This is a genomic window from Streptomyces sp. NPDC008313 (assembly GCF_042956125.1).
Classification (GTDB): domain Bacteria; phylum Actinomycetota; class Actinomycetes; order Streptomycetales; family Streptomycetaceae; genus Streptomyces.
Genome location: NZ_JBIBFR010000045.1, coordinates 1 through 13,588 on the forward strand (window position 1 = coordinate 1; position 13,588 = coordinate 13,588).

14 protein-coding genes are annotated in these 13,588 nt (G+C 73.3%); 9 read left to right on the forward strand and 5 right to left on the reverse strand.

The annotated features are described in order from the left end of the window. The first annotated feature begins 275 nt into the window (after positions 1-275). Together ACFY93_RS33895 and ACFY93_RS33900 are read left to right on the forward strand one after the other, a co-directional pair. Positions 276-836 (forward strand): sigma-70 family RNA polymerase sigma factor, encoded by a 561-nt coding sequence (locus ACFY93_RS33895; RefSeq protein ID WP_391365768.1) that lies wholly within the window; start codon positions 276-278, stop codon positions 834-836. Then, entirely contained in the window at positions 829-1,812 is a 984-nt protein-coding gene (locus ACFY93_RS33900) for a CU044_5270 family protein (protein ID WP_391365769.1), read from the forward strand. Before ACFY93_RS33895 ends, ACFY93_RS33900 begins: the two co-directional genes overlap by 8 nt. 147 nt (positions 1,813-1,959) lie before the next feature. On the opposite strand, the gene ACFY93_RS33905 is transcribed toward ACFY93_RS33900, so the two are convergent. Further along, on the reverse strand, positions 1,960-2,325 hold the full coding sequence (locus ACFY93_RS33905; protein WP_391365770.1) for a nuclear transport factor 2 family protein: 366 nt from the start codon (positions 2,323-2,325) through the stop codon (positions 1,960-1,962). 297 nt (positions 2,326-2,622) lie between these two features. Here ACFY93_RS33905 and ACFY93_RS33910 point away from each other — a divergent pair, with 297 nt between their 5' ends. The 5 genes from ACFY93_RS33910 to ACFY93_RS33930 all read left to right on the forward strand — a co-directional run bounded on the left by ACFY93_RS33910 (position 2,623) and on the right by ACFY93_RS33930 (position 7,308). Next, entirely contained in the window at positions 2,623-4,083 is a 1,461-nt protein-coding gene (locus ACFY93_RS33910) for an aldehyde dehydrogenase family protein (protein WP_391365771.1), read from the forward strand. A gap of 104 nt (positions 4,084-4,187) precedes the next feature. Further along, positions 4,188-5,273 carry an S-(hydroxymethyl)mycothiol dehydrogenase gene (locus tag ACFY93_RS33915; RefSeq protein WP_391365772.1) on the forward strand — a complete coding sequence of 362 codons (1,086 nt, stop codon included), beginning with the start codon at positions 4,188-4,190 and terminating at the stop codon, positions 5,271-5,273. After that, positions 5,270-5,899: an MBL fold metallo-hydrolase gene (locus ACFY93_RS33920; protein ID WP_391365773.1), complete on the forward strand. Its 630-nt coding sequence runs from the start codon at positions 5,270-5,272 to the stop codon at positions 5,897-5,899. The genes ACFY93_RS33915 and ACFY93_RS33920 overlap by 4 nt, the downstream gene beginning before the upstream one ends. Positions 5,900-6,256: 357 nt before the next feature. Then, positions 6,257-6,952, forward strand: coding sequence for a L,D-transpeptidase family protein (locus ACFY93_RS33925; protein ID WP_391365774.1), 696 nt, complete (start codon positions 6,257-6,259; stop codon positions 6,950-6,952). A 170-nt stretch (positions 6,953-7,122) separates the two neighbouring features. Further along, complete coding sequence (locus tag ACFY93_RS33930) at positions 7,123-7,308, forward strand: hypothetical protein (RefSeq protein WP_391365775.1); 186 nt, start codon at positions 7,123-7,125, stop codon at positions 7,306-7,308. 78 nt (positions 7,309-7,386) lie between these two features. Here the strand turns inward: ACFY93_RS33930 and ACFY93_RS33935 are convergent, their stop codons facing one another. Further along, positions 7,387-8,757, reverse strand: a complete 1,371-nt coding sequence (locus tag ACFY93_RS33935; protein ID WP_391365776.1) for an alpha-lytic protease prodomain-containing protein — start codon at positions 8,755-8,757, stop codon at positions 7,387-7,389. Between the two features lie 117 nt (positions 8,758-8,874). Beyond that, a complete protein-coding gene (locus ACFY93_RS33940; protein ID WP_391365777.1) occupies positions 8,875-9,501 on the reverse strand; it encodes a nucleoside/nucleotide kinase family protein in 627 nt (208 codons plus the stop codon). 65 nt (positions 9,502-9,566) lie between these two features. Between ACFY93_RS33940 and ACFY93_RS33945 the strand changes: the two genes are divergently transcribed. Next, positions 9,567-10,307, forward strand: a complete 741-nt coding sequence (locus tag ACFY93_RS33945; protein ID WP_391365778.1) for a beta-phosphoglucomutase family hydrolase — start codon at positions 9,567-9,569, stop codon at positions 10,305-10,307. Then, entirely contained in the window at positions 10,304-12,664 is a 2,361-nt protein-coding gene (locus ACFY93_RS33950; RefSeq protein WP_391365779.1) for a glycosyl hydrolase family 65 protein, read from the forward strand. Before ACFY93_RS33945 ends, ACFY93_RS33950 begins: the two co-directional genes overlap by 4 nt. Before the next feature lie 24 nt (positions 12,665-12,688). Here the strand turns inward: ACFY93_RS33950 and ACFY93_RS33955 are convergent, their stop codons facing one another. Then, positions 12,689-13,006 carry a DUF1232 domain-containing protein gene (locus tag ACFY93_RS33955; protein WP_391365780.1) on the reverse strand — a complete coding sequence of 106 codons (318 nt, stop codon included), beginning with the start codon at positions 13,004-13,006 and terminating at the stop codon, positions 12,689-12,691. A 98-nt stretch (positions 13,007-13,104) separates the two neighbouring features. Continuing rightward, positions 13,105-13,467 (reverse strand): hypothetical protein, encoded by a 363-nt coding sequence (locus ACFY93_RS33960; RefSeq protein ID WP_391365794.1) that lies wholly within the window; start codon positions 13,465-13,467, stop codon positions 13,105-13,107. Positions 13,468-13,588 lie beyond the last annotated feature (121 nt).

A 13,588-nucleotide genomic window follows, 5' to 3' on the forward strand; every position in this document is an offset into this window, starting at 1 on the left:
CAGCGCCATCACGCCGCCGATGCAGAAGAACGCGAACGACGTGACCAGATACAGCGTGCCGATCGTCTTGTGGTCCGTGGTGGTGAGCCACTTGACCGCGGCGGCTCTGCGGCGCCCGGTACGCGGGGGAACGGGCGCGGGCCGCGCCATGGCAGTGTTGCTCTTCATGCCCCGCCTGTGTCCGGCACCCGCCGGGCCGTCACCCGCGCGGGAAGCGACGAGCGTCACACCACCGGGGTGTGACGTATCGGGGAAGTGGCGGACACCTACCGGGCATGAGCGACGACCAGACCTTCGCCGCTGCCTATCGCGAGCACTACTGGGCGGTCAGCCGCTACGTCGCGCGTCGGCTGGACAGCGGCAGCGGTGATGTGGAGGAGGTGGTGGCGGAGGTCTTCACCGTCGCCTGGCGGCGCCGGTCCGAGCTGCCGCCGTCCCCGCTTCCCTGGCTGTACGGGGTGGCGCGTTACTGCCTGGCCAACGCCGTACGCGGCTACGGGCGGCGCCGCAGGCTCCTCGCCAGGCTCGGCAGCGACGACACCGCGCACGGCAGGCACGCCGTGGCGGGCCCGGACGCCGGGTCCCCCGGGGACTGGGTGCACGAGGCCCTGACCCGGCTCTCCCCGGCCGACCAGGAGGTACTGCGGCTGACGGCCTGGGAGGAACTCGGCGTCGCCGAGATCGCCGTCGTCCTCGGCTGCGGCAGCCGCGCCGCGGCGATGCGGCTGCACCGCGCCCGTCTCCGGCTCAGAGCCGAGATCGACCGGATGCGCCCCGCCGAGGCCACCGCGACGCCCCACCGCGACACCCCCAAGGAGCACCACGGCCATGGCTGACGAACTCGACCTGCTGCGGCGGGCCAACCCGGTGCCGCCCGAGGACCCCCGCTTCCACGACCGGCCCCTGGACCACCACGCGGAGCGCCGGCTCAACCGTCTGCTGCACGGCGCCCGCCCCCGTTCCTCCCGGCGCCGGCGCGGCTGGGCCTGGAGCGCCGCGACCGCCGTGGCCGTCGGCGTGGTCGCGTGCGCCCTCGTCCTGTCCGGGCCCGCGCCCACCCCGGCCGTGGCGGCGCCCCGCCCGCTGGTCGTCGAGGCCGGCTCCGCCCCCGTGCCGCTGGACCGGCTCGCCCGCCGGCTGGCGGCGGCCGACGGCTCGCTGCGCCTGCGGCAGGGCACCCACGTGCAGTCCTGGAGCCTCGGCATGGGACCCGGTTCCCGGCCGCCGGTCACGCTCCCCGAGGAGCGGATCGTGCGCTGGAGGGCGGACGGCAGCCACACGGAACTCGTCGTCGCCACCGACCCGCGTCACCCGGGCCGCCCGGTCATCACCGACTCCGGTGACGGCAGCCCCCGTACGGTCGACGACGGCCAGGTGCTGAGCCGGCACACGTACCCGCCGAGCTGGAGCGACGCCCCACCGATGGCCCGCCCGCCGCACGACGCGCGAGGACTGCGCGCCTACCTCGAGGAGATCGGCACCCGGGGGCAGGACCTGGACACCCCCGCGCTCCTGGACGCCGTGGCCGGCCTGCTCGGCCACTGGACGCTGGGCTCGCGCGAGTCCGTCGCGCTGGTGCGGGTGCTGGCGGACGTGCCGGGACTGCGCCCGGTGGGCGAGGTCACCGACCGGCTCGGCCGGGCCGGACAGGCGTACGTCTACGAGGACGCCGCCCACGCCTCGCGGACGATGCTCGTCCTCGACCCGGCGACCGGCGCGGTCCTCGGCCTGGAGGAAACGGTCACCGAGGACGACGCCACGTACGGCGTCGAGGCGGGGGACGTCATGTCGTACCGGGCGTGGATGCGCTGAGCGGTGCGGCGCGGGCGGTACCGGGCGTGGACGCGCCGAGCCGGTGCGGCGGTGCCGGCGGGCGCGCGTGTGCCGAGAGGGCGCCGGTGTGCCGAGAGGCCCAGGTCGCGGGGGACGGCCCGGACCTCCGGCGGCTTCGCGCGCCTCCTACTCGTCCCAGGCCTGCACCATCGTCTGGTCGGCGATCCTGCCGTTCTTCAGCGACATCATCGAGTTGCTCAGCACCTTCGTGCCGTCCGGGTACTCGCAGGACTCGGTGAAGGCGACGTGGTCGCCCTGGACGACGCACTGTTCGAGCCGGTGGGTCATGTCCCGGCCGCAGACGTCGTTCAGCATCTCGCCGATCCGCTCCCGGCCGTGCATGACCGTAGGCCGGCTGGGCTGGCTGTTGCGGTCCACGACGCGCAGGTCCGCGTCGTCCGCGTACAGGGACAGCAGCGTGCCGGCGTCGCGCCCTTCGATGCCCCGGCGCAGCGCTTCGGTGTCGAACGCGGGGCGTGCCGCGGTGCCCATGGTGACCTCCTTCGAAGGCCGCGGCCCGGCGGGGAGCGGGCCGCGAACGGCCTCACCTTCGAGACTCCTCCGGCCGGGCAGCCACCGCAAGCGCCGGCCGCGTCCACGCGCGCGACCAGCGCTGTTGACATCGTCCGTGCGGGGTCGGAGCATCCGAGGTAGTGAGGTGAAGAGAATTTCGCGGTGCGAACAAAACTGCCCGTCGCGAACACCCGTCGTGAACACCGCCGCGAACCGCCCGCGAGCCGACCCGACTCGTCTTCCACCGTAGTCACGCAGCGAGAGAGAAGTCGCGCCATGGCCGTCACCCGTGAACTGCTGATCGGCGGCAAGGAAACGCCGGCCGCCTCCGGCCGCACCACTGAGGACGTCAGCCCCTACACCGGCGAGGTGTACGCCACCGTCGCGGCCGCCGGTCCCGAGGACGTCACCCGGGCCGTGGACGCCGCGGACGCCGCCTTCCCCGGCTGGGCCGCGCTCGCCCCCTTCGCCCGCCGCGCGGTCTTCCTCAGGGCCGCCGACCTCCTGGACGCCGAGGCGGAGCAGGCGGCCGCGCTCATGGCGCGGGAGGCCGGTGCCACCCGGCCGTGGGCGCTGTTCAACGTGGCGCTCGGCGCGAACGTCCTGCGCGAGGCGGCCGCCGCCGTCACCGCACCGCGCGGTGAGGTGCTCAGCGCCCAGGAGGAGGACACGCTCGGCCTGGCGGTCCGTGAACCGCTCGGTGTGGTGGCCGCGTTCGCCCCGTGGAACGCGCCTCTCATCCTCGGCCTGCGGGCCGTCGCCGCGCCGCTGGCCGCCGGCAACACGGTCGTCGTCAAGCCCAGTGAGGACGCCCCGATCGCCTGCGGCCTGTTCGTCGCCGACGTCCTGCGCGAGGCCGGGCTGCCCGACGGCGTGCTGAACGTGGTGACCAACGCCCCCGAGGACGCCGCCCGGGTCGCCGAGACCCTGATCGCCGACGCGCGCGTACGGGCCGTCAACTTCACCGGTTCCACCGCCGTGGGCCGGATCATCGGCACGCACGCCGCCCGCCACCTCAAGCCCGCCGTCCTGGAACTCGGCGGGAAGAACGCGATCCTGGTCCTCGACGACGCCGACGTGGACTACGCGGTCGACGCCGTCACCTTCGGCGTCTTCCTGAACTCCGGCCAGATCTGCATGTCCGGCGACCGCGTCCTCGTGCACGACTCCCTCGCCGGGGAGTTCACCGGCAAGCTCGCGGCGAAGGTCGCCTCCCTCGAGGCAGGCGACCCGGAGCATCCGCACACGGTGGTCGGCCCGCTGGTCACCGCCTCCGCCGCGCAGCGGGTCGCGGCGCTCGTCCGGGACGCGGTGTCCAAGGGCGCCAGGGTCGTCACTGGGGGCGGCCGGCCGGACGGCGCGGTGCATCCGCCGACCGTGCTCACCGGCGTGCCGCGCGAGGCCGGCCTCTACCACGCGGAGATGTTCGGGCCGGTGTGCGTGATCGAGCCCTTCGCCGACGACGACACGGCGGTGGCCGCCGCCAACGACACCGAACAGGGACTCACCTGCGGGGTCATCACCGAGAACGCGACGCACGGACTGGCCGTCGCCCGCCGCATCCGCACCGGGATCGTGCACATCAACGACCAGTCGGTCGCCGACGAGCCGCACGCGCCGTTCGGCGGCGTGAGGGCCTCCGGCTACGGACGCTTCGGCGGCCGCTGGGGCATCGAGGCGTTCTCCAGCACCCGCTGGGTCACCCTCGCGGGCCGCAGGGCGCGGTACCCGTTCTGACGTAACCCCGCTCACGCCACCGGCGGTCATGCCTTGAGGCGTGTGCGACCGGTGACGGATTAGGGTCGTCGACGGCACGTCGACCGACGGAAGGGTTCACCACCATGGCGCAGGAAGTACGCGGCGTGATCGCACCGGGCAAGAACGAGCCGGTGCGCATCGAGACGATTGTCGTACCGGATCCGGGCCCGGGCGAGGCCGTGGTGCGGATCCAGGCGTGCGGCGTGTGCCATACCGACCTGCACTACAAGCAGGGCGGCATCAACGACGAGTTCCCGTTCCTGCTCGGCCACGAGGCGTCCGGCATCGTGGAGTCGGTCGGCGAGGGCGTCACGGACGTCGAGCCCGGCGACTTCGTGATCCTCAACTGGCGTGCGGTGTGCGGCCAGTGCCGCGCGTGCCGGCGCGGACGGCCCTGGTACTGCTTCGACACGCACAACGCGCGGCAGCCGATGACGCTCAAGGACGGCACCGAACTCTCCCCGGCCCTGGGCATCGGCGCCTTCGCCGAGAAGACCCTGGTCGCGGCCGGGCAGTGCACCAAGGTCGACCCCGCCGTCTCCCCGGCGGTGGCGGGACTTCTCGGGTGCGGCGTGATGGCCGGTATCGGCGCCGCCATCAACACCGGCGGGGTGGGCCGTGGCGACTCGGTCGCCGTCATCGGCTGCGGCGGCGTCGGGGACGCGGCGATCGCCGGCGCCCGGCTGGCCGGCGCGGCGAAGATCATCGCCGTGGACATCGACGACCGGAAACTCGGCACCGCGAAGAAGCTCGGCGCGACCCACACCGTCAACTCCCGCGAGACCGACCCCGTCGAGGCGATCCGGCAGCACACCGGCGGCTTCGGCGCCGACGTCGTCATCGAGGCCGTCGGCCACCCGGAGACCTACCGGCAGGCCTTCCACGCCCGCGACCTCGCCGGCACGGTCGTCCTCGTCGGCGTCCCCACCCCCGAGATGAAGCTCGAACTGCCCCTGCTCGACGTCTTCGGACGCGGCGGCGCCCTCAAGTCGTCCTGGTACGGGGACTGCCTGCCCTCCCGGGACTTCCCGATGCTCATCGACCTGCACCTCCAGGGGCGGCTGGACCTCGGCGCCTTCGTGTCGGAGACCATCGGCCTCGACGAGGTGGAGCAGGCCTTCGAGCGGATGCACCACGGCGACGTCCTGCGTTCGGTGGTGATCCTGTGACCACGCGCGTCGAACACCTCGTCACCTCGGGCACCTTCTCCCTCGACGGGGGCACCTGGGACGTCGACAACAACGTCTGGATCGTCGGCGACGACCACGAGGCCGTCGTCATCGACGCCGCCCACGACGCCGACGCCATCGCCGAGGCGGTCGGTGACCGGCGGCTCACCGCCATCGTGTGCACCCACGCCCACAACGACCACATCGACGCGGCACCCGCCCTCGCCGAGCGCACCGGCGCGACCATCTGGCTGCACCCCGACGACCTGCCGCTGTGGAAGCAGACCCACCCGGACCGCCTGCCGGACGCCTGGCTCTCCGACGGTCAGGTCATCGAGGCGGCCGGGGCGGACCTCACCGTCCTGCACACGCCCGGGCACGCGCCCGGCGCCGTCTGCCTGCACGACCCCGGCCTCGGCACCGTCTTCACCGGCGACACCCTGTTCAGCGGGGGCCCGGGGGCCACCGGCCGCTCCTGGTCCCACTTCCCGACGATCATCGACTCGATCCGCGACCGGCTGCTCACCCTCCCGCCGGAGACGGTCGTCCGCACCGGACACGGCGACTCGACCACCATCGGCGAGGAGCTTCCCCACCTGCCGGAGTGGATCGCCCGCGGGCACTGACCTCAGGGCCTCTCGTTTCGAACATGAGCACGCCGGACCGGCCTCGCGGACCGCTGCCCGCTGAGGCGGTTCGGCGAGCCCGACGACATGTGCCTCGACGGCGCCGCAGGCGTGTTTCCGACGCCCCGCGGACCGTCGGCCGACGCGATCGAGACGACGGCGCCCCGGACCGACGGCACGGGCGCGCGCCGGGGGAGAGCGGGGCGACGACCGGGGGCACCGGCGGCCCGCGATAACGGACAGGCCCTGTCCAGGTCACCGTTGCGTCGCGATGTGCGCCCTCACCACAACCACGGGCGGCCCGCGTGTGTCATAACTGGCGCACGTCATGAGTACCCGGAGAACGAGAGGTCGGTCATGGGGGACATACGCAGACGGTCGGTGGTCGCGCTCGGCGTCACCGGACTGGTGGCCCCGCTCACCCTGGCGCTGGGCGCGTCGCCCGCGCACGCGGTGAGCTGCACCACACAGGCCGGTCCGTACCAGAAGAAGGTGGAGAAGTTCCTCGGCCGCCCCGTCGACGGACGGCAGTCCGGCGCCGACTGCCGGGCGACCCAGGCGTTCCAGACCAAGCACGGCATCACCCCGAACATCGGGTACGCGGGACCCGTCACCTGGGGCGTGATGGACCTCATGAACAAGCAGAAGGCCGTCGGGAACAACCCGAACAGGGCGGGCAGGTGCCCCGTCAACAAGGGCCGCATCGCCTGCGTCGACCTGACTCTCCAGCTCAGCTGGATCCAGGACGGCCGGACCCTCGTGTACGGCCCGGTCCCGGTCCGCACCGGCCGCAACGGGTACGAGACCCGTACCGGCCTCAAGAAGATCTACTGGCGGCACATCGACCACGTCTCCACCATCTACGACGTGCCGATGCCCTACAGCCAGTTCTTCGACGGCGGCCAGGCCTTCCACTCGGTGGGCGTGAGCATGTGGAACCCGCCGGGTTCGCACGGCTGCGTCAACATGACGAAGACGGACGCCAAGAAGTACTGGTCGCTGCTGAGGAACGGCGACGACGTCTACGTCTACGGCCGTAAGCCGGGCACCTGAGGGGACCCGGGCCCAGGGTCCGGCCCCGGGGCGAGGCCGGCGCGGGCCTGAACTCCGGGCCGGCCGGACCCCGGTGGGCCCGCCGGGCCCGTCCCCGGCGTGAGCAGCTTCACGGTCCGGAATGCCGGAAGACGTACGATTACTCACATCGCCTTCACGTCACGGCCCGTATGCTTCACATCATGTCCACCACTCCTGAAAGCGCTGTGGAGCGCTCTGCCGCCGATGTCAACGAGGAGATCCGAGCCCTGTGGTTCCGGGCGGGCGGCACGCTGAACATCGAGGAGCGGCGGGAGTACCAGAGGCTCGTCACCGAATGGGCCTCCGTCTCCCCGAGCCCGACCCACGCGGCGTGACCTCGCTCACCTGACCGCTCTCACGCGACCGCCGTCACACGGCGGTCGCGTCCCCGGCCCCCGTCGCGGCGGCCGGCCTCAGCCCCAGCTCTCCGAATAGAAGCGCCGGTAGCGCCTGCGGTCCTGTTCCGTCCGGATGAACCGGGTGGCGACCAGCGCGATGAGACTCCCGGCGATCACCAGCAGTCCCGGCCCGATGTTCCTCGGGTCCGCGAGCCGGGACAGCAGCGCCGTACCGTCCGAGGCCCCCGACGTCCCCACCGGCTCCACCGCGCCCGGCGCCGCGGAGCCGGGCGCGGCCGCGCCCCGCGCGTCGGGCGCCGAGGGGGCGGCGCCGGGACGCGCGGCGGCGGGCAGCCCCGACAGTCTCACGTCCAGCTCCGACAGCGCCTCGGTGACCGGCTGGAAGAAGGTCGTCCCGCCCGCCGTGCAGTCCCCGTTGCCGCCCGAGGTGACGCCGAGCGCGATCCCCTCCGAGAACAACGGCCCGCCGCTGTCACCCGGTTCGGCGCACACCGTGGTCTCGATGAGCCCGGTGACCGTGCCCTCGGGGTAGTTGACCGTCGCGTTCAGCCCCGTCACCTTGCCGTCGCGCAGCCCGCTGGTGCTTCCGCTGCGGAAGACCCGCTGCCCGACGGCCGGATCGGCGACCCCCGTGATCCGCACCCCGCGGCCGTCGCCCACCGCCACCACGTTGCCCCCGGACGCCGGCAGCCGCCGGTCGTAGCGCACCAGGGAGAAGTCCTTGCCGGGGAACGATCCGGCGACCGTCGTACCCACCTGCCGCTCGCCCCGGTTGTCGGCGAACCAGACCGAGCCGTCCGGGCCGCAGTGCCCGGCCGTCAGGATGAAGTCGGCCCTGCCGTCGGTCACGTTGAACCCCGCCGAACAGCGCCCGCCGGTCGCGAAGATCGGCTGCGCCCCGTTCAGCTGCGGGGTGAACGTGCCCCGGACCCGCTCCATGCGTACGGAGCCGCCGATCCCGTCGGCCACCGCGGACATCCGGGACCAGTCGGACGCCGTGACGGTGCTGTCCGCCCGGACCACGACCTCGTTCGACGGGTAGTCCACGGCCCACGCCGTCCCCGCCACCCGGGGCGCGGAACGCAGCGTCGCCGCCGCGGACCGCAGCTCGCGCATGCTGTACCGCACGACCTTCGCGCGCGCCCCCGACCGCCTCACCTCGGCCGCCGCCCGCTCGTCGGTCACCGCGACGACGGGACGGCCCTCGTCGTCGATCCAGCTGCCCGCCGTGCGCGAGGTGCCCAGCCGCGAGGTCAGACCGTCCCCCTCGTCGGCGAGCGTGCGAGCGTCGCCGGTGGCGGCACGGGACGGACCGGACGGCTCGCTCGCCACGGCGTGCGTGACCATCAGCCCTCCGCACAGGAGCCCGCCGACGGCCGCCAGCCGCGCCCCCCGCCGGACGATCCGTCGTCGTGCGTGCCTCATCCATGGCTCCCGGACCCCGAACGGCACGGCGTCACCACCGCCGGGCACCCCGGTCTGTGGGCACCCTCCCTCCATACGTGCCGCCGTGCCGCCGCGTTCACGGCGCCCCGCTCCGCGCTACGGCGTGGCCACGACGAGGTCGGCGCGGTCCCGCGTCGCCGCCACGAGGTCCGCGTTGCGCTGGTCGGTGCCCAGCACCCAGGCCACCGCCGCCTCGTGCTCCTTGCCGAACTCCTCGTGGCGCGCCACCAGCCGCCGCACCCGCTCCTGCTCCGGCTGCTCGCAGAACCACACCTCGTCCAGCGCGGGCCGCACCCGTGCCCACGAACCCTCCCGCAGCAGCAGGTAGTTGCCCTCGGTCACGACGAGCCGCGCGGCCGGCGGCACGGGCACCGCCCCCGCGATCGGCTGCTCCAGGACCCGCTCGAAGCCCGGCGCGTACACGACGGTGTCCCGCTCCTGCCGCAGCCGCCGCAGCAGCGCGGCGTACCCGGCGGCGTCGAAGGTGTCCGGCGCTCCCTTGCGGTCGCGGCGGCCCAGCCGGTCCAACTCGGCGTCGGCCAGATGGAATCCGTCCATCGGCACATGCGCCGCCCAGCCGTCCGCACCCGCGTTCAGCTCACGCACCAGGCGTTCGGCGAGGGTCGTCTTGCCCGAGCCGGGGCTGCCCGCGATGCCGAGCAGAGCACGCCCGCCGGGAGGTACGAGGGCCGCCGCGCGTGCCAGGAGATCGTCGAAGGTCATACGGCAAGTGTCCATGTGGCGTGTTCCACCGGGCTGGAACGCGAGCGCCGGGGAAGGTGACCCGTATGACTGAGCTCGGTCTCCCCAAGGACATCAAGGCATGCCTCTTCGACCTCGACGGGGTGATCACCAAGACCGCCGTGGTCCACGCCGCCGCCTGGAAGCAGGCGTTCGACGAGTTCCTGCGGGCGCGTGACGGCGACGGCTACCGGCCCTTCGACGACGGTGCCGACTACGACGAGTACGTCGACGGCCGCCCCCGCGCCGACGGCGTCCGCACCTTCCTCGCCTCCCGGGGCGTCGAACTGCCCGAGGGCTCACCCGACGACCCGCCCGACAGGGCCACCGTCCACGGCCTGGGCAACCGCAAGAACGACCTGCTCCTGGAGAGGATCCGCACAGGCGGGGTCGAGGCCTACGACGGCACCCTGCGCTACATCGAGGCGGCGCGCGGGGCCGGGCTGAGCACCGCGGTCGTCTCCTCCAGCGCCAACTGCCGTGACGTGCTGCGTTCCGTGGGCGCCGAGGACCTCTTCGACGTGCGGATCGACGGAGTCGTCGCGGCCGAGCGGCGGCTGCCCGGCAAGCCGCGCCCCGACACCTTCCTCGCCGCCGCCCGGGACCTCGGCGTCGAACCGTCCGCCGCCGCCGTCTTCGAGGACGCGCTGGCCGGTATGGACGCGGGCCGCTCCGGCCACTTCGGCTATGTCGTCGGGGTCGACCGCGTGGGCCAGGCCGACGCCCTGCGCGCGCACGGCGCCGACCGGGTCGTGGCGGACCTCGCCGAACTGGGGGGCAGGGCGTGATCACCCACACCTCGTACGCCGTCGAGCCGTGGGCGCTGCGGGAGAGCGGCCTCCACCTCGACGTACTGCCGCAGAGCGAGTCGGTGTTCGCCCTGTCCAACGGCCACGTCGGCTGGCGCGGAAACCTCGACGAGGGCGAGCCTCACGGACTGCCCGGCACCTATCTGAACGGGGTGCACGAGGTGCACCCCCTGCCGTACGCCGAGGCGGGGTACGGCTATCCGGAGTCCGGGCAGACCGTCATCAACGTCACCAACGGCAAGATCGTCCGGCTGCTCGTCGACGACGAGCCGTTCGACCTGCGCTACGGGCGGCTCCACTCCCACGAACGGGTCCTCGACCTGCGCGGCGGACTGCTCACCCGCTCCTGCGAGTGGACGTCCCCGGCCGGCTCCACCGTCCGGGTGCGCTCCACCCGGCTCGTCTCCTTCACCCAGCGGGCCATCGGAGCCGTCGCCTTCGAGGTCGATGCCGTCGACTCCGAGGTCAGGGTCGTCGTCCAGTCCGAGCTCGTCGCCAACGAACAGCTCCCGGGCCGCGACGGCGACCCGCGGGCGGCCCTCGTACTGGACTCGCCGCTGGAGGGCGAGGAACACTTCGCGGCGGACGGCCGCCTGCGGCTCGTCCACCGCACCCGGCGCAGCGGGCTGCGGGTCGCGGCGGCAGCCGACCACGACGTCCGCGGTCCCGGGCGGACCACGACGGGCGGCGAGAGCGGTGACGACCTCGCCCGCTTCACGGTCGCCTCCGTCCTCACGCCCGGGCAGACGCTCCGCGTGGAGAAGCTCGTCTCCTACGGCTGGTCGTCCACCCGCTCGCTGCCCGCCGTGCGCGACCAGGTCGACGCGGCCCTCGCGGCGGCCCGGCACGGCGGCTTCGCGGGGCTCGTCGACGAACAGCGCGCCTATCTGGACGACTTCTGGGCGCGCGCCGACGTGGAGGTCGAGGGCGACGAGGAGATCCAGCAGGCCGTACGCTTCGGGCTCTTCCACGTCCTGCAGGCCGGTGCCCGCGCCGAGCAGCGGGCGATACCGGCGAAGGGGCTGACCGGATCCGGTTACGACGGTCACGCGTTCTGGGACACCGAGACGTTCGTCCTGCCCCTGCTCACCTTCATGGCTCCCGGCTCCGTCGCCGAGGCGCTGCGCTGGCGCCAGGCCACGCTGCCCGCCGCCCGGGACCGGGCGGCCCAGCTCGGGCTGCGCGGCGCGGCGTTCCCCTGGCGGACCATCGAGGGCTCCGAGGGCTCCGCGTACTGGCCGGCCGGCACCGCGGCCTTCCATGTCAACGCCGACATCGCCGACGCGGTGGTGCGCTACGTCGCCACCACGGCCGACGAGAGGTTCGAGCGCGAGACGGCGGTGGAACTGCTGGTGGAGACCGCCCGGCTGTGGCGCTCGCTGGGCCACCACGACCACCGGGGCGCGTTCCACATCGACGGGGTGACGGGCCCCGACGAGTACAGCGCGGTCGCCGACGACAACACGTACACGAACCTGATGGCCCGCTCGAACCTGCTGGCCGCCGCCGACGTCGTCGAACGACACCCCGACCGGGCCGCCGAGCTCGGCGTCGACGACGAGGAGAGCGCCTCATGGCGCGACGCGGCCGAGGCCATGCACATCCCGTACAACGACGATCTCGGCGTCCACGAGCAGCACGCCGGGTTCACCCGCAACCAGCCCTGGGACTTCCGGTCGACCCGGCCCGACCAGTACCCGCTGATGCTGCACTTCCCCTACTTCGACCTCTACCGCAAGCAGGTCGTCAAGCAGGCCGACCTGGTGCTGGCGATGTACAAGTGCGGGGCCTTCTTCGACGACGAGCACAAGATCCGCAACTTCGCCTACTACGAGCCGCTGACCGTCCGCGACTCCTCCCTGTCGGCCTGCTGCCAGGCCGTCATCGCGGTGGAGGCCGGCCATCCGCACCTCGCCTACGACTATCTGGTGGAGGCGGCGCTGATGGACCTGGAGGACCTGGAGCACAACACCCGGGACGGTCTGCACATCGCGTCGCTGGCCGGCACCTGGATGGCGCTGGTCGCCGGGTTCGGCGGGATGCGCCAGCACGGCGGCACGCTGCGGTTCACCCCGCGGCTGCCGCACCGCTTCAGCCGGCTCGCCTTCACCCTGGAGCACCTCGGCCGCCGGCTGCGGGTGGAGATCGGGCAGGACCAGGCCACCTACACCCTGCTGACGGGCGAACCCCTGGAGATCCACCACTACCGCGAACCGGTCACGGTCGACGCCGACAAACCGCACCGCCTGGAGATACCGGCGCCCCGGACGCACGCGGAGACCCCGCCGCAGCCGCTCCACCGGCGCCCCAACAGCCAGGGCTGGACGGAGGGCTGACGGCGGCGTCCGGGCCCGTGCCGGTCAGCGCTCCACGGAAGGCGGCCGGTCCTCGCGGCCGGCCGCCGCGGGCAGCGCCGGGCGCCTCATCGACCTGAGGGCGAGCAGCAGGACCCCGATGTCGTCGAGGTAGACGGGGTCGGGCAGCAGGTCGGTCGGGAGGACGGCGTAGAGGACGGCGCCCCAGAAGATCCAGCGCGGTCCGGACGGCAGCCCGGCCCGGCGCAGTTCGCGGCGGGTGCGCACCAGCCGGACCAGCAGGGCGACGGCCACCGCGAGCGCGGCCGCGCCCAGTACGACGACGGCGACGACGACCGGCGTCGCCCATGTGCTGGAGTCCATGTCCACGGTCCGCTCCCGGTGTCCACTGCCGAATCCGCTCCGGTCGTCGTCCTTGTTCCCGTTTCCGGCGGAAGTCGTCAGTGTCAGCCCGAGGAGAACTAGTGGTCCACGAGCGCCTGGGTGACCGCCCTGACGCTCCGGGCGATGTGCTGGAGCTGCATCACCTCGGCGGCGTAGAGCTTGATCGTGTGCTCGATCACCGACTCGGGCATCCCGAGGCCCGGCAGCTCGGTGCGGGCGGTCTGCAGCGCGGTCCTGGCGACCCGGATCTCGTGCTGCACCTGGATCTGCGCGTGCCGGGCGAGGAGCACCGGGTGCCGGATCAGCGCCGGGTAGCTCCCGTACCGGGCCGGCACGAGTTCGCGCAGCCACTTGGCGGCCGACCGTTCCCAGTCGTAGCTGCCGGGGGCCTTGACCTGGCACGGCCAGTCCGTGCTGGTCGGCGAGTACGTCAGTGCCATGATCATCGCTTCCGGGGTACGTCGGCGGCTGGTTGGTGTCTGCGGCGGCCCCTGGCCCTAGGGGTGGCCGGGGCCGCCGCCGCGGGCGCTCGTCACGACGTGCCCGTCCGAGCGCCTGGGG